This is a genomic window from Lichenibacterium minor (assembly GCF_004137685.1).
In the GTDB taxonomy this organism is placed as follows: domain Bacteria; phylum Pseudomonadota; class Alphaproteobacteria; order Rhizobiales; family Beijerinckiaceae; genus Lichenihabitans; species Lichenihabitans minor.
Genome location: NZ_QYBB01000001.1, coordinates 34,902 through 56,355 on the forward strand (window position 1 = coordinate 34,902; position 21,454 = coordinate 56,355).

A 21,454-nucleotide genomic window follows, 5' to 3' on the forward strand; every position below is an offset into this window, starting at 1 on the left:
GGGCGGCGCCCGACGCCGCGGCGCCGAACCCAGAGGACCCGACGCCATGATCTACGTGATCGCGACCGTCCACATCCACCCCGGGAAGCGGGCCGACTTTCTCGAAGCCGCGCGCAGCGTGATCGCCCATACGGTGAAGGAGGAGGGCTGCCTGTCCTACGACCTCACCAGCAGCATCACCGAGCCGAACGCGTTCGTCTTCGTGGAGCGCTGGGCGTCGCGCGACGCGCTGGCGGCGCATTTCGACACGCCGCACCTGCAGGAATGGCGCCGCGTGTCGGCCGACTACGTGGTCGACCGCAAGGTCGAGGTGATCCATCCCGAAAAGGTCGAGGACCTCTAGGTTCCGCGACGAGGCTCCGGCCCCCTCCGCCAGCGGACGGCCGCTCCCCGTCGGCGATCACCCGGGGCGTCCCACGCGGGCGACGCGGCAGGTGCGGCGGCCGGTCCGCGGATCGCGATCCGACAGGCGCGGTGAAGGGCGCGGCGATCGTCCTGACCGCGCCGGATCGCCGAGCGCGCCGGTGTGCGGCGCACACCATCCATCAGCTCCGTCAGCAGCTCCACGAGGATGAACCCTTGATCCGTGCCACCAAAGTCCTGCCCCGCGGCCACTGGCCCGACGGCACCGCCATCGCCGACGCCGTCGTGCTCGACTTCGACGACCGCCACCGCCGGCGCATCGCCATGACGGGCACGGGCGGCCTCGAATTCCTGCTCGACCTCGACGAGGCCGTGGCGCTGCGCGGCGGCGACGGGCTGGCGCTCGACGACGGGCGCGTGGTCGAGGTGGTGGCCGCCGCCGAGCCCCTGATCGAGGTGCGCGGGCGCACCCCGGGCGACCTCGTGCGCCTCGCCTGGCACATCGGCAACCGGCACCTGTCGGCCCAGGTGATGCCCAACGCGCTGCGGCTGCGCGGCGACCACGTCATCGAGGACATGTTGCGCGGCCTCGGCGCCGCCGTGGTGTCGATCGACGCCCCCTTCGACCCCGAAGGGGGTGCCTACGCGGGAGCCGGCCACGCCACCGTCGACCATCACAAGCACGGCGACGGGCCGAAGGACGCGAAGGGCGGCAAGCACAAGCACGACGGCCACAAGCACGATCACGGCAAGCACGACCACGGCAAGCACGACCACGGCAAGCACGACGGCCACAAGCACGACCACGGCAAGCCCGGGGAGGACAAGCACGGCCGCGACGGGCACAAGCACGGCGACGCGACGGCGGATCACGACGAGAAGCACGGCCACAAGCACGGCAAGCACAAGCACGACCATTGAACGAAGCCGCCGCTTTCCCGCTGCAACTGCTCGCCTGGCTGTCGCCGGCCTTCCCGGTCGGCGCCTTCGCGTATTCGCACGGCCTCGAAAGCGCGGTCGACGACGGTCTCGTGCGTGACGCCGACGGCCTGGCGTGCTGGATCGGCGACCTCCTGCGCCACGGCTCGGCGCGGCAGGATGCCGTGCTGGCCGCCGAAGCCTGGCGGCTGGCCCCGGCGGGCGACCGGAACGCCTTGGCCGAGCTGAACGACCTCGGGCTGGCCTTGGCGCCGTCGCGCGAGCGCCGGCTGGAAACGGGCGGCACCGGCCGCGCCTTCGCCGACGCGATCCGCGGCGCCTGGCCGGAGGGGCATTGTTCCGCCCTGCCGGCGGGCGAGGACGTGGCCTATCCGGTGGCCTTCGGGGCGACGGCCGGGACGGCGGCCCTGCCGCTCGGGGCGAGCCTCGAAGCCTTGGCGCTCGGCTTCGTGGCCAACCTCGTGTCGGCGGCCGTGCGGCTCGGGCCGATCGGCCAAACCGACGGCCAGCGCGTCACGGCGATGCTGCTGCCCGAAGCGCGGCGGCTCGGCGCCGTCGCGGCAGGGTCCACGCTCGACGACCTCGGCGCCTGTGCCCTAAGGTCGGACGTGGCCGCCCTGCGGCACGAAACGCTGTATTCGAGGCTGTTCCGCTCATGACATCGCGACACGGGCCCCTGAGAGTGGGCATCGGCGGCCCCGTCGGCTCCGGCAAGACGGCGCTGATGGAGCAGCTGTGCCGGCGGCTGCGGGACACCCACGAGATCGCCGCCATCACCAACGACATCTACACCAAGGAGGACGCCGAGATCCTGGCGCGGGCCGAAGCGCTGCCGCTCGACCGCATCCTCGGCGTCGAAACGGGCGGTTGCCCCCACACCGCGATCCGCGAGGACTGCTCGATCAATCTGGCTGCGGTCGCCGACCTCGAACGGCGCTTTCCCGACCTCGACCTGATCCTGATCGAATCGGGTGGCGACAACCTCGCCGCCACCTTCTCGCCGGAGCTCGCCGACCTCACCGTCTACGTCATCGACGTGTCGGGCGGGGAGAAGATCCCGCGCAAGGGCGGCCCGGGCATCACCCGCTCCGACCTGTTCGTCATCAACAAGACCGACCTCGCCCCCCATGTCGGCGCTTCGCTCGACGTGATGGAACGCGACACGGAGCGGATGCGGCGCGGCAAGCCCTGGGTGTTCTCCAACATGAAGTCCGGGCAGGGCGTCGATGCGGTGATCGACTTCATCCACCGGAAGGGTGGCCTCGGGGCCTGAGCGGAACCGAAGTCCCTTTGAATCGCCGCGGGTTCGTCGGATAAGGTGCGCCGGACCGCGTCGCCGCGGGTCGGCCGCGATTCCTTCTCGGGAAAGAGCAGAATGGCTTTCAACGGATTCCTTCGCCGCCTGGCCCTGACGGCGGTGGCGGCGGGCGGGCTCGCCGCCGCGGCCTCGATCGCCGGCGCGCAGACCACGACGACCCCGGCCGCGCCCGCGTCCCCGGCGCCCGCCACCCCGATCACCCCGCCCGTGTCCCAGCCGCCCGCGGCACCGACCGGCCCCACCACGTCCGCCCCCGCCCCCGCGGCGCCCGACGGCAGCGCGGCGGCGCCCGCGTCGCCGCCCGACACCACCATCAGCCAGACGATGACGCTGCAGCCCCATCCGGTGGTGCAGGTCAGCGGCCAATCCACCTGGGACGACGGCTTCAAGGCGCTGAACGACAGCTTCACCAAGCTGAACGAGCAGCTCGCCAAGGACAAGATCCAGCCGACCGGCCGCCCGATGGCGGTGTTCACCGAGACCGACGACGCGGGCTTCAAGTTCACCGCCATGGTGCCCGTGGCGGCCGACCCGGGCGCCAAGCCCGCCGACATGCCCGCCGACGAGTCCTTCGGGCAGTCGCCGGCCGGCAAGGTGATGAAGTTCCAGCACCGCAGCGCCTACGACGATATCGACTCGACCTACGAGGCCATCACGGCCTACCTCGACGAGAAGGGCCTCGAGGCGAAGAACATGTTCGCCGAGGAATACCTCAATCGCACGAAGAGCTCCGACGACAACACGCTGGAAGTCGACATCTACGTCTTCCTGAAGTGATGCGGCCCTTCCGTTGAGGGGACCCCTTCGCGGAGCCGCGCCGGCCGCGGCGGCCCTCGCCCTCGCCGCTTCGGTGCTGGCGGGATGTTCCGCCCTGCCGGTGCCGGACGCGGCGCCGAGGGTGGTCAGCGCAGGGCCGCTGCCGGTCGACGCCGAAGCGGCCCGGCGCGCCATTGCGCAGTACCGGGCCTCGCACGGGCTCGGCGCCGTGTCGGTCGATCCGGCGCTGAACCGCGTGGCCCAGCGCCAGGCGGACGCCATGGCGCGGGCCGACACGCTGAGCCACACGCTGGCGGGCGAGCTTTCGGCGCGCGTCGCCGCGGAAGGCATCCGGCGCGGCGCCGAAGCCGAGAACGTTTCGGCGGGCTACCCCAGCTTCGAGCGCGCGCTCCTGGGTTGGCAGCATTCTCCCGGCCATGACGCCAACTTGCTGTTCCGTCCGATCCGCCGCATCGGCATCGCGGCGGCTTCGGCGCCGGGCACGCGCTTCAAGACCTACTGGGCGCTGGTGATGACGGACTGATGCCGGCGGCGGCCTGTCTTCGCCGTTCCCCGTCCTGAAGAGGCGGGCGTCTCCCTTCGAGACCTTCCGGACGAGGGCGGGGAAGCGGGGTCCGCTCAGGACATTGTCGGCACACCATCCGCGGCCGCGGGTGTCGACCGCCGGGGCCCGCGAGCGAGCGCCGTCGCTCCCGCGGCGCGAAGGGCCGGGGTTGTCCCGGCACCCAGCCCGTGCCACCTGTTTCGCATGCTCCGCTACGCCAAGATGAACGGGGCCGGCAATTCCATCCTGGTGGTGGACGAGCGCGGCACCAGTCCCACCCTCACGGGCGAGATGGCGCGCGCCCTGTGCCGCGGCCCCCTGGCCTTCGAGCAGGCGATGGTGCTGTCCGACGGCGCGGGCGTCGACGCCGCCGTGCGCATCTTCAACACGGACGGTTCGCGCGCCGGCGCCTGCGGCAACGGCTCGCGCTGCGTCGCCTGGTTCATGGGCGAGACGGGCAGCGGCGACGCGGTCGCGCTCGACGTCGACGGCACGGCCGTGTCGTGCCGCCGCGACGGGCCGCTGTCCTTCACGGTCGACATGGGGCCGCCGCACTTCGGCTGGCGCGAGATCCCGCTGCGCGAAGCCGCCGACACGTTGAACCTCGATCTCGGCGACGCGCTCGCCGGCACGGGGCTGGAGGCGCCGGCGGCGGTCGGCATGGGCAACCCGCACGTGGTCTTCTTCGTCCCCGATGCCGCGGCGATCGACCTGCCGGCGCTCGGGCCGCGGTTCGAGCGCCACCCGATGTTTCCGGACCGCGCCAACGTGTCCTTCGCCGAAGTGCGGGCGACGGACGCGATCCGCCTGCGCGTGTGGGAGCGGGGCGCCGGGGCGACGCTCGCCTGCGGCTCCGCGGCCTGCGCCACCCTGGCCGCCGCGGCGCTGCGCGGCCTCACCGGGCGGCAGGCCCGCGTGGCCCTGCCGGGCGGCGAACTCGGCATCGCGTGGCGGGCCGACGGCCACCTGATGATGACCGGCCCGGTGGAACTGGAGCACCGCGGCCGGCTCGATCCGGCGACCGGCGCCACGGCGGCGTGGTGACGGGACGCGCCGCGCAGGCGGGCGGCGTCGAGGTCGTCACCTTCGGCTGCCGCCTCAACATCGTCGAATCCGAGGCCATGCGGGCCGTCGCCACCGCGGCGGGCCACACCGACCTCGTGGTGGTCAACTCCTGCGCGGTGACGTCCGAAGCCGTGCGCCAGGCCCGGCAGGCGGTCCGCCGCGCCGCGCGCGACCGGCCGGGCGCCGCCATCGTGCTCACGGGCTGCGCCGCCGAGATCGACGCCGGGCTGCGCGCCCTGCCCGAGGTGACGCGCGTGCTGCCCAACGCCGGCAAGGCGGAGCCCGCCGCCTGGGCGCGGCCGGGCCATGCCTTCCCGGCCCTCCCGCCGGCGTCGTTCGGGCCGCGGGCCGCGGGCGGTCACACGCGCGGCTTCGTCGAGATCCAGAACGGCTGCGACCACCGCTGCACCTTCTGCGTCATCCCGTTCGGCCGCGGCGCGTCGCGATCGCGCTCCCCCGAGCGCGTCGTCGCCGAGATCCGGGCGCTGGTGGAGGGCGGGGCCGCCGAAGCGGTGCTGACCGGCGTCGACGTCACCTCCTACGCGGCCCCCGGCGGCCTGCGGCTCGGGGCGCTGCTGAAGCGGATCCTGCGCGAGGTGCCCGACCTGCCGCGGCTGCGCCTGTCCTCCATCGACTGCATCGAGGCGGACCGCGACCTGCTCGACGTGCTGGCGGACGAGCCCCGCTTCATGCCGCACCTGCACCTGTCTCTGCAGCACGGCGCCGACCTCGTCCTGAAACGGATGAAGCGGCGACATTCGCGCGCCGACGCGGTGGCGTTCTGCGCCGAGGCGAGGAGGCTTCGCCCCGAGATCGCCTTCGGCGCCGACCTCATCGCGGGCTTCCCGACCGAGACGGAGGGCCACGCGGCGGAGTCGCTGGCGCTGGTGGCGGATTGCGGCATCGCGCACCTCCACGTGTTCCCCTACTCGGCCCGGCCCGGCACGCCCGCGGCGCGGATGCCGGCGGTGCCGGGCGACGTCGTAAAGGCGCGAGCCGCGGCGCTGCGGGCCGCGGGCGAGGCCGCTCTGGCCCGGCACCTCGACCGCCACGTCGGGACGCGGGCCGTCGTGCTGGCGGAACGCGGCGGACGGGGGCGCACCGAGGATTTCTCGGCCGTGCGGCTCAGCGCCGGGGTCGAGCCGGGGAGCCTCGTCGCCGTCCGAATCGCGGGCCACGACGGGCGGGAGCTCCGGGCGGACGGCTGAAGGCCGGCGCTGCGGCGCCCATCGCTCAATCCAGGACGATCTGCATCCACAGCAGGTCGAGGTAGCGGCCGAACTTGTAGCCGGCCTGCGGCATCAGCCCGACCTTGGCGAAGCCCATGCGGGCGTGCAGGGCGATCGAGGCCTCGTTGGCGGCGTCGAGGGCCCCGAGCATCACGTGCAGCCCGAGCGCGCGGGCGCGGGCGATGAGCGCGGCCAGCAGCAGGGCCGCCACGCCGCGGCGCTGGAACTCCGGCGCCACGTAGACCATGTGCTCCACCGTGCGGCCGAAGCCGTCCTGCGGGCGGAACGGCCCGAAGGACGCGTAGCCCGCCACCGCGTCGCCGTCCGCGGCGACGAGGAACGGCAGCCCGGCGGACTGGCGCCCCAGGACGAGCGCGCGCCGGTCGGCGAGGTCCGCGGGCGTGAAATTGTAATGCGCCGTCGAGGTCGCGACGACGTGGTTGTGGATCGCCAGGATGGCGGGAAGGTCGTCCTCGCGGGCGTCGCGGACCACCATGCTCATCGCCGTCCCCCATCGTCGCCGTCCGGCAGGCGGAGCGCGCGGCCGCGGCGCCGGGCGTTGCCCTCGGCCCAGTCGAGCTCTTCCTCGACGTCCCGGTAGGCATCCTCGCCGATGGCGCGCTCGCGCCGCAAGCGCATCAGCGTGTCCCGCTCCGCCGCGATGGCGGCCATGCGCAGCCGCCCGAACACCTTGGGGCGCAGGTGGCGCAGCGCTTCGTCCTGCAGCACCACGGAATATTCCTTGCGCAGCATCGCGGCCTCGGGCTCGTCGACGCCGTCGAGCGACGCGATGGCGGCCCGCGTGGTTTCCTGGCGGGCGACGTCGCGCTCGAGCGTGCCCCGCCCGTCGTCGCCGAGGCCGAGCCGGGCCAGCAGCGGCCCCAGCGTCAGGCCCTGGATGACCAGGGTGCCGAGCACGACGGAGAAGGCGGCGACGATGACGAGGTCGCGGTGTTCGGCGTTGGCGAAGGCGCCGTCGAAGGGCAGCGCCAGCGCGGTGGCCAGGGTGAGCAGCCCGCGCATGCCGCACCAGCCCACCACGAGGGCGCTCTTGTAGGAGCGCGCGGTCGGCGTGCGCCGCTCCGGCGGCAGGGCGAAGCGCTCCACCATGCGGGCGATCGCGTTGTAGGTGAAGGTCCAGGCGAGCCGCACGGCGATCACGGTGGCGAGCACCGCCAGGCCGAAGCCGATGTAGCGGGTCACGCCGCCGGGGATCGCGTCGCCGATGTCCTGGAGCTGCAGGCCGACGAGGATGAAGGCCAGCGCGTTCAGCACGTAGACGGCGACTTCCCACACGGCGAGCGAGCCGCGCCGCACTTCCGCCTTCTGCAGGCTCGTGATCCGCCGGGCGAGCACCAGCGCGTAGACCACGATGGTCAGCACGGTGGAGACCTGGAGCTTCTCGGCGATGATCCACACCGCGAAGGTGGCGACGAACTGCGTGACGACCGAGATGGCGAGGTCGGTGATGCGGCCGGCGAGCAGCAGGTACAGGCGGGCCAGCGCCCAGCCGAGCGCCACCGAGCCCAGCGAGTTCAGAAGGAAGAGCGGCACCGCGTGGCCGGCCGTCAGCGCCGTTCCGACCGCCGCCGCGACGGCGAGACGGTAGATCAGGAGGGCGCTCACGTCGTTGAGCAGCCCTTCCCCTTCCAGGATGACGACGAGGCGGCGCGGCGGGGACAGCCGGCCCAGGATGGCGGTGGCCGACACCGGATCGGGCGGCGACACCACGGCGCCGAGCGCCACGGCCACCGACCAGGGCATCTCGGGCACGAGCGCGCGCGCCACGACCGACACGGCCGCGATGGTCAGCGCCACGGCGATGAGCACCAGCCCCGTCACCGGCACCCAGTTCTCGCGCAGGTCGCGCGGGGACGTGTCGAAGGCCGCGTCGAGGATCACGGGCGCCACGAACAGGGTCAGCGCCAGGTCGGGATCGAGACGGATGCCCGGCACGTTGACGGGCGAGATGGCCAGCGCCGTGCCGGCCAGCGCCAGGAGCACCGGATAGGGAGCCCCGATCCGATGGGCCAGTGCCGTCAGGACAGCGCCGCCGAGCAGCAGTGCGATGAGGAGTTCGAAGAGCGCCATGTCGCCACGGTATAGCGGGTCGCGGCGGCCCGCGCATCCAAGAGCGGGCGCTCGATGGGCCTTCGTGGGTCGACGAACGACGGTCCTCCTCGCCCGGCGGGGAAGAAGGGCAGGATGGCAGGGACGAGCCCACGACACCCCGCTCGGCGGAGCGGGACAGGGTCGCGCCGCAGCGGAGATCGACGGCGACGCGGGGACGCAGACGCGCCGCACAGCCGGACATGAAAAAGCCCCGGATCGCTCCGGGGCTTCGCATCGTCGGTCGGCGGAGGGGATCAGTTGTTGCGGTTGCCCGTCAGCTGGATCAGCGCCGTGAAGATGTTGATGAAGTCGAGGTAGAGCATCAGGGCGCCATTGACGGCCTTCTTGGTGGCGACCTCGTAGCCGTCGTGCTCCCAATACATCTCCTTGATGCGCTGGGTGTCCCAGGCGGTGAGGCCGGCGAAGATACCGACCGCCAGGATCGAGATCCCGAACTGCAGCGCCGAGCTGTGGATGAAGATGTTCACGAGGCTGACGATGATCAGGCCGAACAGGCCCATCACCAGGAACGAGCCGATGGGCGTCAGATCGCGCTTGGTCGTGTAACCGTAGAGGCTCAGCGAGCCGAAGGCGGCCGCGGTTTCGAAGAAGGCCAGGGCCACCGACTGCCCGGTGTAGACCAGCAGGATCGACGACAGCGACAGGCCCATCACGGCCGAGAAGGCCAGGAACATGTTGCGAGCGGACGCCGCCGACATGCGGTCGATGCGGAACTGGAAGAAGAAGATGAAGGCCAGCGGCGCCAGCATCACGACGTAGCGCAGCGGGCTGCCGTAGAGCGCCACGCCGAAGCTGGTGAGGTAGAAGCTGTGGAAGCGGGCCGCGGCTTCCGCCGGGTCGCGCGTCACGGCCAGCATGTTGGTGCCCATCGCGACGAGGCCGGTGACGGCCAGGCCCAGCACCATGTTGTTGTAGACGCCCAGCATGTAGGAGCGGAGCCCCTGGTCGACGTCAGCGCCGGCCCGGGCCGCGGTGCCGCCCCAGCGGTACGACGGATTGCGGTAGTCGGACATGAGAACCCCTCTGATGGCCGACGCCCCCATGGGAGACGCGTCGGTCGCTGAGCGGAATATGGCCTCGCCGCGGCGCACCGGGAAGGCCCTCGCGCGGCGCAAAGCGCCTCCGCGCCATTAATTCTCCGTAAGATGAACGGCGCCGGCGAGGCCGCCCAGGCAGAGCCGCGCCAGCGTCGCCACGATCCCATCCAGGGACGCGGCGTCGAGGGCGACCGAGAAGGGCGGGCGCGACCAGTAGTCCGCGTCGCGCAGGAAGGTGACGGCCTGCCCCACCATCCACGCCACCGCGATGGCGACCTCGGGATCCGACGCGCCGGGCCGCAGGTGCCGGACGATGTGCCCGGCCAGCACGGCGGGTGGGAAGGGCGTGTCTTCCGTCAGCCGGCGCCCCACCGCCGTCGGGCGCAGCTGCTCCCAGGCGAACACGCGCAGGTGGCGCCGGTCCGCCGGGCCTTCGGCCAAGGGGGCCAGCATCTGCCGGAGGAAACGCCGCAGCAGCTCGTCGGGCGGATGGCGCCCGACGCCCGACGCGTCCAGCAAGGGCTGCTCCGCCACCTTGTCGCGTACGGCTTCGAGCACGGCCCGGTACAGCCCCTCCTTGCCGCCGAAATGATAGGTGATGGCGCCCTGGTTGACCTCGGCCTTGGCGGTGATGTCGCGCACCGAGGCGGCCTCGAAGCCGTGTTCCGCGAAAGCGTCGATGCCGGCGGCCACGAGGGCGCGCCGCGTGGCCTCCGCCTGCCGCGACGGGGCCCGGTGGGCGTGGATCCCGGGGGTCGCGACGTCGCTCACGGGATCAGCGGCACCACATGCGACATCAGCGTGTCGCCGGCCGAGGCCGTGACGGTCCAGGCGCTCCGCGCGGTCGACACGATCGAGGGCAGGATGCGGGGCAGCGCCGACGGGATCACGGCCTTCAGCAGGCCGCCGTCCGCTTCGGGCTCCGCGGCGACCTGTGCGGGAACGGCGGCGGCGGGGTGCGGAGCCTGCTCGGCATGCCGCGGTTCCCCATGCACGGCTTCGGCGCGCGGCGCGTCGGCGCGCAGCGGGGCACGCTGGGCGGAGCGGACCGGGCGGACCGGGCGGGGCGCTTGCGACGGCGCGGCCTCGTCCCAGGCGGCGGCATGCAGCATCGCCGAAGGGGCAGGCTCGACGCTCGGCGCGACGAACCGCGCCGGCGACGGCGCGACGTGGGGCAGAGGCATGGTGTCCAGCCCGTCGAAGGCAACCGGCCCGACCGCGCGGGCCGCGAACTTGCCGCCGCTGGTCAACTCGGGCTGCGGCGCCGGTGCCGCGCCGGGATGCGGGACCGCCGACCAGATCAGCGTGGCCGACAGCGTCGCCCCGAGCGACGCCGCCACCTGCGACACCCATTTCAGGACGGACTTCGGCAGGACAGACGTCGTGCGCAGCATGGACACCGCTCCCCGGTCCCTACGACCGTATGAATATCATACGGTCGTTTGAGGCGGATCCGAGGCTCCGGTCCTTCCGAACGCGCTCAGCGGCGCGGCGATTCCGCGGCCCGGGCGTCAGCCGCGGTCGGGCCGCCGGGGCGACCGCACGAACCGGGCGATGCGGTCGGCGAGGCGTCGTTCGTCGCTGCCGCCGACACGCGCGCGCCGCGCCGCGTCGAGGCACACCACCGAAGCGGGTGCGGGGCGCACCGCCGCGCCACCGGCCGCCGCGAAGGCGATTCCCACTTCCGTTTCGCTGCGCCACACGATCCGCGCCGCGCGCATGCCGCCGCGCACCGCCAGTTTCAGCTCCACCGGGGCGCGGCTCGGCTCGTCGACCAGGAGCAGCGCACCGCCGTCGGACAGGTTGCGCAGCACGCAATCGTATGTCGCGTTCCGCTGCCCGTCGACGATGGTCCCGCAGGCGAAGTCGCGACCCCTGTGATGCTTCCGGCGTTCCAGCATGATCGATCCCCCAACCGACGCTCTCAGGATGAACAAAAGGTTAGCAAGCCTCGCACCAGGGCCGGGCGTGCCGGAATGGGGCGGACACGCGACCGCGCTCGCCCTTTGCGTCCCCGCCCCCGCCCCGATACAAGGCGGGACATCCCGCCCCGGAACACGGTCCCGATGAGCGCCACCCCCCGCCCCGCCGAAGCCGCCGCACGGACCCGCCGGGACCACCGCGAAGCGGAAGCCCGGCGCCAGCTCGCCATGGGGCCCGGGTCGACCCGGAGGGGGGCGGCGGGGGCATGACGGACCTGCGGCCCGAAACACTGGCGGACCTGCGGGTCGAGATCGACCGCATCGACGCCGACATGCATGCGAGCCTCATCGCGCGCGGCGAGATCATCGACCGGCTGATCGCCGTGAAAGCGCGTGCGGGCGGCGGCTCGGCCTTCCGGCCGGACCGCGAAGCCTCGATGATGCGCCACATCGCCGAGCGGCACCGCGGCCGCCTGCCGCTCGACACGGTCGAGGGCATCTGGCGCATCATCATCTCCACCTTCACCCACGTCCAGGCGGAATACGCCGTCCACGCCGACAGCTCCGCCGGCGACGCGGCCATGCGCGACTCGGCGCGGTTCCATTTCGGCTTCACGGTGCCGCTCCACACCCACGCGGGTCCGGCGGCCGTGATCGCGGCGGTGCGCGCGGCCGGGACGGACCTCGGCCTCGTGCGGCTCCACGGCGGCATCGCGGCGGGGCCGTGGTGGCGCGCGCTCGCGGGGCCCGACGCCCCGAAGGTCATCGCCCGCCTCCCCTTCGTCGAACGGCCCGGCCACCCGGCCGGCATGCCGGTCTTCGTGGTCGCCATGCCGTCCGTCGCCACGCCGGCCACGGAGGTGCTGGTCTACAGCGTGTGGATCGACCGGTGGCGCGACGGCGTGCCGGGCGCCGTGGCGTCGGTCGGCGGCGAGATCCTCGAACAGGCCGCCGGGGCCGAGGGCCTGGCCCTGCTCGTGGCCCTGCCGGGCGAGCCCGCGACGCCCGGCGCTTCCTCCCCGGACGACGCCGCCGGGCGGCTCCGCGACGCGCTCGGCGCCACGGCCGCGGACGTGCGCGTGGCGCCGATCGGCAGCCACGCGGCCCGCTACGACTTTTCCCCCGCCGTCCCGACCTGACACACGCGACCGAGAGCCCACCCCATGTCGACCGCCCCCGCCCCCCGCCCGGTGCCCCGCGCCGGCGTGCTCGCCATCGAGGCCTACGTGCCCGGCAAGAGCGCGGTGCCGCCCGGCGTGAAGCTGCACAAGCTGTCGTCGAACGAGAACCCGCTCGGCCCCTCCCCCAAGGCCATGGCGGCCTTCGCGGCCGCGGCCCAGAAGCTGGAAATCTACCCTGACGGCGCCGCCACCCGCCTGCGCGAGGCCATCGGCAGGCGCTACGGCATCGACCCGGCGCGGATCGTGTGCGGATGCGGCTCGGACGACCTGCTGTCGCTGCTCGCCTACGGCTACATCGGGCCGGGCGACGAGGCGATCCATTCCGCGCACGGCTTCCTGATCTACGACATCGCCATCCGGGCGGCGGGCGGCACCCCCGTGGTGGCGCCCGAGCGCGACCTCACCGCCGACGTCGACGCCATCCTGCAGCGCGTGACCGAGCGCACCCGCATGGTGTTCCTCGCCAACCCCAACAACCCGACCGGCACCTACCTGCCCTTCTCCGAGGTCAAGCGGCTGCATGCCGGCCTGAGGCCCGACATCGTCCTGGTGCTCGACGCCGCCTACGCCGAATACGTCCGCAACAACGATTACTCGTCCGGCCTGGAACTGGCCGCGACGGCCGACAACGTCGTGATGACGCGGACCTTCTCGAAGATCCACGGCCTGGCGGCGCTGCGGGTCGGCTGGGCCTATGCGCCGGCCCCGGTCTGCGACGCGATGAACCGCATCCGCGGCGCCTTCAACGTCAACCTGCCGGCGATCGAGGCCGGCATCGCCGCCATGGAGGACCGCGCCCACGAGGACGCCGCCGTGGTGCACAACGCCCATTGGGCAGCTTGGCTGACCGACGCGTTGCGCGGCATCGGGCTCGACGTCGTCCCGAGCGTCGGCAACTTCCTCCTCGTCGGGTTCCCCCGGGGCGGGGGCCGCGACGCCGCGGCGGCCGACCGATACTTGGCCGAGCGGGGCCTCGTGGTGCGGGCCGTGTCGTCCTACGGCTTGCCCGACCACCTGCGCGTGACGGTCGGCACCGAGGAAGCCAACCGCCTCGTGGCCGAAACGCTGCGGTCGTTCATGGCGGCGGCACCCGCGCATGGCTGAGCCGGCCGCGATCGAGCCTCCGGTCTTCGCGCGCGTCGCGATCGTCGGGCTCGGGTTGATCGGCGCCTCCATGGCGCTGGCGGCGCGGCGCGGCGGGCGCGTCGGCGAGGTGGTGGCCTACGACGCGTCCGACGCCGTGCGGGCCCGGGTGGCGGAACTCGGGCTCGCCGACCGCGTGGCCGAAACCCCCGCGGAAGCGGTGCGCGACGCCGACCACGTCGTCCTGTGCGTGCCGGTCGGCGCCATCGGGACGGTGGCGGCCGACATCGCGCCCCATCTCGCGCCCGGGGCGGTGGTGAGCGACGTCGGCTCGGTGAAGGGCTCGGTGGTGGCGGCGGTGACGCCGCACCTCCCCGCCGGTGTCAGCTTCGTTCCGGCCCATCCCGTGGCGGGCACGGAATTCTCGGGGCCCGACGCCGGCTTCGCGGCGCTGTTCGAGAACCGCTGGTGCATCCTCACCCCCTGCGACGCCTCGACCGAGGACGCGGTCGCGCGGGTGCGGGCGCTGTGGGAATCCTTCGGCGCCAAGGTCGACACGATGACGCCGCACCACCACGACCTGGTGCTGGCCATCACCAGCCACGTGCCGCACCTCATCGCCTACAACATCGTGGGCACGGCGGCGGACCTCGAAACCGTCACGGATTCCGAGGTCATCAAGTTCTCGGCCGGCGGCTTCCGCGACTTCACCCGCATCGCGGCCTCGGATCCCACCATGTGGCGGGACGTGTTCCTCAACAACCGCGACGCCGTGCTGGAGATGCTCGGCCGCTTCCTCGAGGACCTGTCGGCGCTGCAGCGCATGGTGAGGTTCGGCGACGGGGACGGCCTCTTCGACCTGTTCACCCGCACCCGGGCCATCCGGCGCTCCATCGTGGCGGTGGGCCAGGAAACGGCGGCGGCGGATTTCGGCCGCCCCGGCGCGCCGACCCCGAAGGAGCCCGGCGCCTGAAGCGCGAGGGGGCGTCTTCGACGACGACGTCGGGTCCGAGGCCGGGTGGCATCCGACTCCGCGGGTCGGTCAGACGGGGCGCGACCCGAGGGCCTGGGCGGGGCGCAGCAGGTAGCCGTCCGGATCCGCCACGACGAACTGCCGCTGGCCGTTCTCGACCTCGCCCGCGCGGTACCACTTGTCCTCGGGTTCGAGGAGCAGGGGCCAACCGGCCGCACGGAGCCGCGCCAGGATGGGCGCGACATCGGCGACGGACACCTGCAGGTTCATGCCGGTCCCCAGCGGCGGCGCGAAGGGCGCCAGCAGCCAGTGCCGGCCGTCGGGGTCGTACTCGTCCAGCATGACCTCGGCACCGTCGCGCTCGAGGAAGGCGAACGGGTCCTCCGGCCGCCCGTAGAGGATGCGGAAGCCCACGAGGTCGCGCCAGAACGCGAGGCTGCGGTCGAGATCGGTGACGACGAGCTCGGGGACGAGGCGCGCCCGGCCGGCAGGCTGCGCGGCGTTCACGACGGCGCGCCGTCGCGGGGCGTCACGGCGTCGCCAAGCGGAGGAGGTGGGCCATGTCCTTGAAGAACACGCGCAGGTGCGCCATCGGGTCGGAACGCCGGATGCGCTTGTTCATGTAGCTGTCCCAGGTCAGGCGCTGCACGTCCGGGTCGCGGCACAGCTTGACGAAGCGCTCCCGCATGCCGTCGCTCCGGTACCAGACCGCCTGCATCAGGCCGAGGATGAAGAACACCTGCCCGTGCTCCTTCATGAAGCGGCGGCGGGCGCCCGCCAGGGCCTTGGCCTTGCCGGTTTGGAGGAACTCCGCCACCGCTTCGGCGGCCAGCCGGCCGCCCAGCATCGCGTAATAGATCCCCTCGCCCGAGGCGGGCGCCACGACGCCGGCGGCGTCGCCCGCCAGCACGAGGTCGCGGCCGTTGTCCCAGCGCTTCAGCGGCTTCATCGGGATCGGCGCGCCCTCGCGCCGCAGCGTTTCGGCGGCGCCCAGGCCCACGTCGGCGCGGAGCTTGCCGACCGCATCGCGCAGCGCGAAACCCTTGCGGGCGCTGCCGGTGCCGACGCTGGTCGTGTCGCCGTGCGGGAAGATCCAGCCGTAGAAGTCCGGCGACACGGCGCCCCGGTAATGCACGTCGCAGCGCGCGGGATCGAAGGCGCCATCCGTGGCCGGCACCGGCGAGCGCACGATCTCGTGATAGGCGAAGACGCATCGCGCAGCGCCGCCGCCCTTCACCTCGGCCTTGGCCACGGCCGAGCGAGCGCCGTCGGCGCCGATCACGGCGCGGGCGCGGATCTCCGCGACCGCGTCGGCGGGGGCGCCCTTCGGCCGGTAGCGCACCACCGCGGTGCCGTCCGGGTCGCGGGCGATCGCCTCGAACGTGCCGCCGATGCGGCGCGCGCCGGCGGCGGCGGCGCGCTCGCGCAGCCATTCGTCGAAATGCTCGCGGTCCACCATGCCGACGAAGCCACCGTCGATGGGCATGTCGACGTCGCGCCGCTTCGGCGACACCATCCGGGCCGAGCGGATCCGGGCGACGAGCAGTTCCGGGGGAAGCGCGAAATCGGCGATGCAGCGGGGCGGGATGGCGCCGCCGCAGGGCTTGATGCGCCCCGCCCGGTCGAGCAGCGCGACCCGGCGCCCGGCCCGCGCGAGGTCGTCGGCCGCCGTTGCGCCCGACGGGCCCCCGCCGACCACCACGCAGTCGAAGATCTCGGTCTGTGCTGTCATGCCGACACCGGGACGAGGTCCGCGGCGCGGGCGTCGCCGGCACCCGCGGGGGCCGCCGACGCGACGAGGCGCGCGGACAGGAGGAACAGGGAGGCCTGGACGAGGAAGACGGCCGCGTAGGCCGGCGGCGGGGCGCCCATCAGCGCGATGCCGCCCTGGACGAGGCCGGGGCCGAGCACCGCGCCGGCGCCGAAGGCCAGCGCCTGGGCGGCGCCCCACACGCCCATGCGCAGGCCGGCCCCCTCGGGCCCGCCCTGCCCCGCCAGGGTCATCATGGAGCCGACCGCCGCCACCGCGAACACGCCGTTGCCGAAGCCGAGCAGCGCCACCGCCGGGCGCAGCGGGACGACGGCCCCGAGCGCGCCGGACGCGAGCCCGGCGAGAACCAGGGCCGACAGGATGCAGCCCGCGACGGCGCCGGCGCGCAGGAAATCCCGCCGCCGCCGGCCCCACAGCGCGCCCACGGTCGCCAAGGCCAGCATGCCGGCGAGCGCGCCGCCGTGCTGGAGGCCGGACAGCTTCGTGGTGTCGCCGGGCGTCAGGCCCAGCACGCGGCCGGCGAAGGGATCGAGCACGAGGTCCTGCGAGCCGTAGGCCAGCATGGAGGCGAAGACGAAAAGCGTGAAGTTCCGCACCGGCGCCTCGGCCCACACCCGGCGCAGCGCCACCCCGAAGGCGGGCCGCGGTGCCACGGCCGCCCGGGGGGCGCCGGCGCCCGGCGCCCGGCCTTCGAGGCCCCACAACGACAGCGCGCTCAGCAGCAGCGCGACCGCGCAGACGGCGCCGACCACGCGCACGAGCCGACCCAGGGAGAAGGGATCGAGGGCGGCCCCGGCGACGCCGGCCGTGACGGCGAAACCGGCGATCATCATGATCCAGATCGCCGCCGCCGCGGCGGCGCCGCGCTCGGGCGCGACGCGGGTCGCGGCGAGCGTCAGCAGCGACGTGCCGGCGGCGCCGACGCCGAGGCCGATCAGCAGGTAGCACAGGGCCGCGAGCGCGAGCCCGACGGCCGGCATGGCGGGGATCAGCAACACGCCGAGCGCCGCGCCGGTGCCGCCGAGCGACAGGGCCGCCATGCCGCCGAGGATCCAGGGCGTGCGCCGGCCCGTGGCGTCCGAGCCGTGGCCCCAGCGGGGGCGCAACACCTGCACGGCGTGGTGGGCCGCCACCAGGGCGCCGGGCACGACGGCCGGCAGCGCCAGTTCCACCACCATCACGCGGTTCAGCGTCGTGGTGGCCATGACCACCACGGCGCCGATCGACGCCTGGACGAGGCCGAGCCGGGCGACGCCGAACCAGCCGAGCGGACGCGCTTCCTCCATCACGGCACGAGGCTCCGCACCGCGACGGCGGCGACCATCATGCCGAGCACGGACAGGCCGGTGCCGGACGCGTTGTAGCGGGGGGCTTCGCGCCGCGGGTCGCGCAGGAAGCGGGGCATCAGGGCGAGCTGGAGCGCGGTGAGGAGCGCGATCGCCGCGGCGTGCCAGGGCCGACCCCAGGCGAGCAGCGACAGCGCCACGGCGACCTGCGGCAGCGCCATGGCGGCGCAGGCCACCCGGGCCGCGCGCGCGACGCCGAGCTGCACCGGCAACGAGCGCACGCCCATGCGGCGGTCGCCCTCGACGGACTTGAAGTCGTTCAGCGTCATGATGCCGTGGGCGCCGAGGCTGTAAAGCAGCGCCAGGGCGAGGACACGTCGGTCGGGAGCGGTCCCGGCCACCACGTCGGCGCCCGCCAGCCAGGCCAGCCCCTCGTAGGACAGCGCCACGGCGGCGTTGCCGAACCACCCGTTCGCCTTCAAGCGCAGCGGCGGCGCGCTGTAGGCCCAGGACAGGGCCGTTCCCAGCGCCGCCGGCACCAGCACCCACCGGCCGAACGCGGCTGCGACGAGCAGCGCCAGCGCGGATGCCACGACGGCGACGGCGAGGCCCCAGCGGCCGGGCACGCGGCCCGACGGGATGGGGCGGGACGGCTCGTTGACGGCGTCGACGTGCCGATCGAACCAGTCGTTGACGGCCTGGCTGGCGCCGCACAGCAGCGGCCCCGCCAGCACCGCGCCGCCGAGCATCAGGCCGAGCTGCGACGGCAGCGTGAGGCCGCCCGACACCAGCCCGCAGCCGAAGGCCCACATCGGCGGAAACCAGGTGATCGGCTTCAGCAGCTCCAGCACCGCCGCCGGGGCGGGACGGTCGATGGCGGGGGCCAGGGCGGAGTGGTCTCGCATGGCGTCATGCTGGTGGAGCGCCGAAGAGTTGTCAATCTGACTTGACACTTCGGGCGGGCTCGCCTGGACACTCGGCCTATGTTCCGATGCTGCCGAAGCGCCATCACGATCCCGTGTTGGTGCGGCGCGGGACGCCCCGCGCCCGCCGATGGGCGTCGCGGTCCGGAGGCGTGCCAGGGTGGGCGCCGGGCGCCGGGGCACGAGGTGCCGGGCGAGATGCGCGGCACCGCCCGACGCCGCCGGGACGGTGGCGACGCGGCGTCAGCCGGCGTTCGACGGGTCCGACGGCAGGTCGCCGATGCCGTAGCGGCGGAGCTTGGAATAGAGGCTCTGGCGGCTCAACCCCAGCATCTCGGCGGCGGAAGCCCGGTTGTCCTGCGTCACGGCGAGCGCGGCCTCGATGCACAGCTCCTCGATGATGTCGGTGGCTTCGCGCACGATGTCGCGCAGCGGCACGCGGCCCACGAGGTCCGTCATTTCGCTGACCGGGCGCAGCGGCCGGCGCACGTCGCCCAGCACGGAACGCTCGGCCATGACGGGGCGGAACAGGAAGGCGTAGACGCGCTTCTCGTCGCGGTCCGCCACGGCGGCGGTCAGCTCGACGTCGCGCACGGCGCCGTATTGCCCGCGCAGCACCGTGGCGTAGCGCCGGATCGACCCGTTGTCCTGCAGGCGGGACGTCAGCACGTTCATGTCGACGCCGTGGCGCCCGACGAAGCGTGCGAGGGACTCCGAGCGGATCTGGTTGGCGGTGGCGACGTCCACGAGGTCGAGGAAGGCCTCGTTGGCTTCGATGATGTCGAGGTCGCCCGTGGCGGTCACCATGGCCTCGGGCAGGTGGCTCAAGGCGCCCCAGGCGTCGCCCAGCGCCGATACCCCGGCCCTCGCCGCGCCGCCGGCGGACAGCCGCACGAGGAGCTGCGACGGGCCGCCGCCGCGCAGCAGCCACGCCGACAGCGACACGTCGGCCGAGGTCAGCCGCAGCCGCAGCGCCGCGCAGGACGCCTGGCCCATGGCGCGCGCCGCCGCGGCGCAGTCCGAGATCGCGTTGGCGTCGTCGTCGAGGAACAGCTCGTCGATCGTCGTGCCCACGAGGCGGCGCGCCACGCGGTGCAGCAGGTCTTCGCCGGCCGGGTTCACGTCCGTCACGCGCCGCGTCGCCGCGTCGGCGATCAGCATGGCCTCGCCGGACGTCTGGAACATCAGGCGGAACTGGGTTTCCGCGCTGCGATAGAGGGCGTAGTCGCGCTCCACCGTGAGGTTGATGTCGACGAGCTGCTGCTGCAGGCGCGCGAGGCCGCGCAGGTCGCGTCCGAGCACGACGAACTGCCCGTCCTTCGGCAGGCGCACCCCGACGTAGCGGACGGGGAGGTCCTCGCCGCCGTCCACGGCATGGTTGATCTCGTGCCAGGCGAGCCCGTCGCCGGCGGCGGTCCCGAGCAGGGACCGGACCTTGCCGCGGCTTTCGACCGTCACGGTTTCGACGAGGGGCCGCCCGATCCAGCCGCCGCCCACGCGCGCCGCGAGTTCGGCGTCGCCGACCGACACGTCGCGCACGACCCCGCCGCGATCCACCACGAGAGCGATGTCGCTGCTCGCCGACACGAGCTGCGAGAAGGTTTCGGCCCCGATGTCGCCCAGCAGGGCTCCCGGGGACCGGAAACCACCTCTGGGGCCGGGAAGGACGGTGGTACCGATCAAGGGGGTTCGCCTTTGCGGAAACGTCGGGCGGCTCCCGCGAGTGACGCGCGCCGCCCAGCTTTATTCACGATAAGCGGCTCGTTTCGAAATGCGAAGCCTTCCTTTTAAACAGAAAAAGTCAGGAGCGAGCGGCGGCGGCGACCACCTGGCCGGACAGCGCTTCCGCCATCTGCACGGCTTCCGTGGCGTCCGACGCGACGGCGTCGACGCCGACGGTCCGGTGCAGTTCCGGATCGAGCAGAAAGGCGGGCCCGCCCGCCAGCAGCGTCACGTCCCCGTTGAGGGACGCGCGGCGCAGCGCCTGCACCTGGGCCGGAAGGGCGGGCAGGAACCTGTCGTTGGCGACCGACAGCCCGATGGCGGTGAAGCGCTCCGCCCGCACGAGGATCAGGAGGTCGTCGAAGGCGATGCGCGGCTCGAAGGTCACGTCCCAGCCGGCGCGGCGGAAGAAGGCCGCCACGACCGACAGGCCGAAGACGTGCTGCTCGCCCGACACGGGCGCCAGAAGGATCTTCTTGCCGTGGATCTGGCCGGGCACGTCGCCGTCGAAGTCGGGCCCCAGCGCCCGCATCACGCCCTGCAGCCGGCCGAGCCCCGCCGTGACGTCGAGGAAGCTGAGCCGGTCGTCGAGCCACAGGTCGCCCAGCCTCCGCGCCGCCGGGGCCATCAGTTGCAGCATCACGGCCTCGATGGACAGGCCGTCGGCGCGCAGCGCGTCGATGTACTTGATGAGGCCCGGCACCGCCGCCGCCAGCACCATGTCGGAGAACTGCACCACCTGGGCTTCGGTGAGGGGCGGGACGGTTTCCGCCGCCGGGGCACCCTCGGCCTCCTTGCCGATCTCGGACAAGCGCGGCACCACGCGGCTGAGGATGGTCTTGCGCAATTCGCGCCGCCAGTCAGCGTGTCCGACGATGGGGAGGTCGTGGTCCTTGCCCCGGAACGACTGTTGCGGCGGGCCCGAAGACTTCCCGTAGCCTTGCTGTTCCATCACCGGCCCCCTTTCCGGAACGAGGCGTCTCTTAGCGTCACGTTAGAAGGCGGGATGCGGCCTGGAAAGACCGCGCCGCAGCCCCGGTGTCGCAGGGGCGGGCAGGCCGGAACTTTTTCGCTTCCGACCTCGACCATAGGACGCGATGGAGCCCGGGACTGTCAAGCCGGCAGCGACGGCGGCGGCGCGAAAGTGTCAAGCTAGCTTGACAGGTGATGAGCCGGCGCTCAATCTCA

At 73.3% G+C, this 21,454-nt stretch carries 23 protein-coding genes; 11 read left to right on the top strand and 12 right to left on the bottom strand.

Annotated features, from left to right (window positions below):
* The first annotated feature begins 46 nt into the window (after nucleotides 1–46).
* The 8 genes from D3273_RS00150 (at nucleotide 47) to mtaB (ending at nucleotide 6,214) form a co-directional block, all read left to right on the top strand.
* Nucleotides 47–343 (top strand): putative quinol monooxygenase, encoded by a 297-nt coding sequence (locus D3273_RS00150; protein ID WP_129222562.1) that lies wholly within the window; start codon nucleotides 47–49, stop codon nucleotides 341–343.
* A 236-nt stretch (nucleotides 344–579) separates the two neighbouring features.
* Nucleotides 580–1,284 (top strand): urease accessory protein UreE, encoded by a 705-nt coding sequence (locus D3273_RS00155; RefSeq protein WP_129222563.1) that lies wholly within the window; start codon nucleotides 580–582, stop codon nucleotides 1,282–1,284.
* Entirely contained in the window at nucleotides 1,281–1,961 is a 681-nt protein-coding gene (locus D3273_RS00160; RefSeq protein WP_129222564.1) for an urease accessory protein UreF, read from the top strand. Before D3273_RS00155 ends, D3273_RS00160 begins: the two co-directional genes overlap by 4 nt.
* On the top strand, nucleotides 1,958–2,575 hold the full coding sequence (gene ureG / locus D3273_RS00165; protein WP_129222565.1) for an urease accessory protein UreG: 618 nt from the start codon (nucleotides 1,958–1,960) through the stop codon (nucleotides 2,573–2,575). The genes D3273_RS00160 and ureG overlap by 4 nt, the downstream gene beginning before the upstream one ends.
* A 102-nt stretch (nucleotides 2,576–2,677) precedes the next feature.
* Nucleotides 2,678–3,397 carry a GyrI-like domain-containing protein gene (locus D3273_RS00170; protein ID WP_129222566.1) on the top strand — a complete coding sequence of 240 codons (720 nt, stop codon included), beginning with the start codon at nucleotides 2,678–2,680 and terminating at the stop codon, nucleotides 3,395–3,397.
* A gap of 13 nt (nucleotides 3,398–3,410) precedes the next feature.
* The gene (locus D3273_RS00175; RefSeq protein ID WP_129222567.1) at nucleotides 3,411–3,920 is read left to right on the top strand and encodes a CAP domain-containing protein; all 510 of its coding nucleotides are present in this window, start codon (nucleotides 3,411–3,413) and stop codon (nucleotides 3,918–3,920) included.
* Nucleotides 3,921–4,145: 225 nt separating this feature from the next.
* The gene (dapF, locus tag D3273_RS00180; protein ID WP_129222568.1) at nucleotides 4,146–4,985 is read left to right on the top strand and encodes a diaminopimelate epimerase; all 840 of its coding nucleotides are present in this window, start codon (nucleotides 4,146–4,148) and stop codon (nucleotides 4,983–4,985) included.
* Complete coding sequence (gene mtaB / locus D3273_RS00185; RefSeq protein ID WP_207210615.1) at nucleotides 4,982–6,214, top strand: tRNA (N(6)-L-threonylcarbamoyladenosine(37)-C(2))-methylthiotransferase MtaB; 1,233 nt, start codon at nucleotides 4,982–4,984, stop codon at nucleotides 6,212–6,214. Before dapF ends, mtaB begins: the two co-directional genes overlap by 4 nt.
* Nucleotides 6,215–6,239: 25 nt before the next feature.
* On the opposite strand, the gene D3273_RS00190 is transcribed toward mtaB, so the two are convergent.
* The 6 genes from D3273_RS00190 to D3273_RS00210 all read right to left on the bottom strand — a co-directional run bounded on the left by D3273_RS00190 (nucleotide 6,240) and on the right by D3273_RS00210 (nucleotide 11,306).
* Nucleotides 6,240–6,737, bottom strand: coding sequence for a GNAT family N-acetyltransferase (locus D3273_RS00190; RefSeq protein ID WP_129222570.1), 498 nt, complete (start codon nucleotides 6,735–6,737; stop codon nucleotides 6,240–6,242).
* On the bottom strand, nucleotides 6,734–8,326 hold the full coding sequence (locus D3273_RS00195) for a cation:proton antiporter (protein ID WP_129222571.1): 1,593 nt from the start codon (nucleotides 8,324–8,326) through the stop codon (nucleotides 6,734–6,736). The genes D3273_RS00190 and D3273_RS00195 overlap by 4 nt, the downstream gene beginning before the upstream one ends.
* Before the next feature lie 275 nt (nucleotides 8,327–8,601).
* Nucleotides 8,602–9,381, bottom strand: coding sequence for a Bax inhibitor-1/YccA family protein (locus D3273_RS00200; RefSeq protein WP_129222572.1), 780 nt, complete (start codon nucleotides 9,379–9,381; stop codon nucleotides 8,602–8,604).
* 117 nt (nucleotides 9,382–9,498) lie between these two features.
* The gene (locus D3273_RS28025; RefSeq protein WP_165359322.1) at nucleotides 9,499–10,176 is read right to left on the bottom strand and encodes a TetR/AcrR family transcriptional regulator; all 678 of its coding nucleotides are present in this window, start codon (nucleotides 10,174–10,176) and stop codon (nucleotides 9,499–9,501) included.
* Nucleotides 10,173–10,799, bottom strand: a complete 627-nt coding sequence (locus D3273_RS28030; protein WP_165359323.1) for a hypothetical protein — start codon at nucleotides 10,797–10,799, stop codon at nucleotides 10,173–10,175. Before D3273_RS28030 ends, D3273_RS28025 begins: the two co-directional genes overlap by 4 nt.
* 117 nt (nucleotides 10,800–10,916) lie before the next feature.
* Complete coding sequence (locus D3273_RS00210) at nucleotides 10,917–11,306, bottom strand: PilZ domain-containing protein (protein WP_129222574.1); 390 nt, start codon at nucleotides 11,304–11,306, stop codon at nucleotides 10,917–10,919.
* Nucleotides 11,307–11,593: 287 nt separating this feature from the next.
* Here D3273_RS00210 and D3273_RS00215 point away from each other — a divergent pair, with 287 nt between their 5' ends.
* The 3 genes from D3273_RS00215 to D3273_RS00225 are packed head-to-tail and all read left to right on the top strand — an operon-like array spanning nucleotide 11,594 to nucleotide 14,564.
* Complete coding sequence (locus D3273_RS00215) at nucleotides 11,594–12,466, top strand: chorismate mutase (protein ID WP_129222575.1); 873 nt, start codon at nucleotides 11,594–11,596, stop codon at nucleotides 12,464–12,466.
* 24 nt (nucleotides 12,467–12,490) lie between these two features.
* Nucleotides 12,491–13,612 (top strand): pyridoxal phosphate-dependent aminotransferase, encoded by a 1,122-nt coding sequence (locus D3273_RS00220; RefSeq protein ID WP_129222576.1) that lies wholly within the window; start codon nucleotides 12,491–12,493, stop codon nucleotides 13,610–13,612.
* Nucleotides 13,605–14,564 (top strand): prephenate/arogenate dehydrogenase family protein, encoded by a 960-nt coding sequence (locus D3273_RS00225; RefSeq protein WP_129222577.1) that lies wholly within the window; start codon nucleotides 13,605–13,607, stop codon nucleotides 14,562–14,564. The genes D3273_RS00220 and D3273_RS00225 overlap by 8 nt, the downstream gene beginning before the upstream one ends.
* A 69-nt stretch (nucleotides 14,565–14,633) precedes the next feature.
* Here the strand turns inward: D3273_RS00225 and D3273_RS00230 are convergent, their stop codons facing one another.
* From D3273_RS00230 to D3273_RS00255, 6 genes are all read right to left on the bottom strand, one after another.
* Nucleotides 14,634–15,071 carry a bleomycin resistance protein gene (locus tag D3273_RS00230; protein ID WP_129222578.1) on the bottom strand — a complete coding sequence of 146 codons (438 nt, stop codon included), beginning with the start codon at nucleotides 15,069–15,071 and terminating at the stop codon, nucleotides 14,634–14,636.
* A gap of 22 nt (nucleotides 15,072–15,093) precedes the next feature.
* Nucleotides 15,094–16,296, bottom strand: a complete 1,203-nt coding sequence (locus tag D3273_RS00235; protein WP_129222579.1) for a geranylgeranyl diphosphate reductase — start codon at nucleotides 16,294–16,296, stop codon at nucleotides 15,094–15,096.
* Complete coding sequence (locus D3273_RS00240; protein WP_129222580.1) at nucleotides 16,293–17,621, bottom strand: BCD family MFS transporter; 1,329 nt, start codon at nucleotides 17,619–17,621, stop codon at nucleotides 16,293–16,295. Before D3273_RS00240 ends, D3273_RS00235 begins: the two co-directional genes overlap by 4 nt.
* A complete protein-coding gene (gene chlG, locus D3273_RS00245) occupies nucleotides 17,621–18,526 on the bottom strand; it encodes a chlorophyll synthase ChlG (RefSeq protein ID WP_245500911.1) in 906 nt (301 codons plus the stop codon). Before chlG ends, D3273_RS00240 begins: the two co-directional genes overlap by 1 nt.
* A gap of 261 nt (nucleotides 18,527–18,787) precedes the next feature.
* Nucleotides 18,788–20,227: a transcriptional regulator PpsR gene (gene ppsR, locus D3273_RS00250; protein WP_129222581.1), complete on the bottom strand. Its 1,440-nt coding sequence runs from the start codon at nucleotides 20,225–20,227 to the stop codon at nucleotides 18,788–18,790.
* Nucleotides 20,228–20,345: 118 nt separating this feature from the next.
* The gene (locus D3273_RS00255; RefSeq protein WP_129222582.1) at nucleotides 20,346–21,218 is read right to left on the bottom strand and encodes a cobalamin B12-binding domain-containing protein; all 873 of its coding nucleotides are present in this window, start codon (nucleotides 21,216–21,218) and stop codon (nucleotides 20,346–20,348) included.
* Nucleotides 21,219–21,454: the final 236 nt, after the last annotated feature.

What these genes read in the sequence shown, in the direction of transcription:
- D3273_RS00150 (WP_129222562.1), top strand. Translation starts at nt 47, where the DNA reads ATGATCTACGTGATCGCGACCGTCCACATCCACCCCGGGAAGCGGGCC.
- ureG (WP_129222565.1), top strand. Translation starts at nt 1,958, where the DNA reads ATGACATCGCGACACGGGCCCCTGAGAGTGGGCATCGGCGGCCCCGTC.
- D3273_RS00170 (WP_129222566.1), top strand. Translation starts at nt 2,678, where the DNA reads ATGGCTTTCAACGGATTCCTTCGCCGCCTGGCCCTGACGGCGGTGGCG.
- dapF (WP_129222568.1), top strand. Translation starts at nt 4,146, where the DNA reads ATGCTCCGCTACGCCAAGATGAACGGGGCCGGCAATTCCATCCTGGTG.
- D3273_RS00190 (WP_129222570.1), bottom strand. Translation starts at nt 6,737, where the DNA reads ATGAGCATGGTGGTCCGCGACGCCCGCGAGGACGACCTTCCCGCCATC.
- D3273_RS00195 (WP_129222571.1), bottom strand. Translation starts at nt 8,326, where the DNA reads ATGGCGCTCTTCGAACTCCTCATCGCACTGCTGCTCGGCGGCGCTGTC.
- D3273_RS00200 (WP_129222572.1), bottom strand. Translation starts at nt 9,381, where the DNA reads ATGTCCGACTACCGCAATCCGTCGTACCGCTGGGGCGGCACCGCGGCC.
- D3273_RS28030 (WP_165359323.1), bottom strand. Translation starts at nt 10,799, where the DNA reads ATGCTGCGCACGACGTCTGTCCTGCCGAAGTCCGTCCTGAAATGGGTG.
- D3273_RS00210 (WP_129222574.1), bottom strand. Translation starts at nt 11,306, where the DNA reads ATGCTGGAACGCCGGAAGCATCACAGGGGTCGCGACTTCGCCTGCGGG.
- D3273_RS00215 (WP_129222575.1), top strand. Translation starts at nt 11,594, where the DNA reads ATGACGGACCTGCGGCCCGAAACACTGGCGGACCTGCGGGTCGAGATC.
- D3273_RS00220 (WP_129222576.1), top strand. Translation starts at nt 12,491, where the DNA reads ATGTCGACCGCCCCCGCCCCCCGCCCGGTGCCCCGCGCCGGCGTGCTC.
- D3273_RS00225 (WP_129222577.1), top strand. Translation starts at nt 13,605, where the DNA reads ATGGCTGAGCCGGCCGCGATCGAGCCTCCGGTCTTCGCGCGCGTCGCG.
- D3273_RS00235 (WP_129222579.1), bottom strand. Translation starts at nt 16,296, where the DNA reads ATGACAGCACAGACCGAGATCTTCGACTGCGTGGTGGTCGGCGGGGGC.
- D3273_RS00240 (WP_129222580.1), bottom strand. Translation starts at nt 17,621, where the DNA reads ATGGAGGAAGCGCGTCCGCTCGGCTGGTTCGGCGTCGCCCGGCTCGGC.
- chlG (WP_245500911.1), bottom strand. Translation starts at nt 18,526, where the DNA reads ATGCGAGACCACTCCGCCCTGGCCCCCGCCATCGACCGTCCCGCCCCG.
- D3273_RS00255 (WP_129222582.1), bottom strand. Translation starts at nt 21,218, where the DNA reads ATGGAACAGCAAGGCTACGGGAAGTCTTCGGGCCCGCCGCAACAGTCG.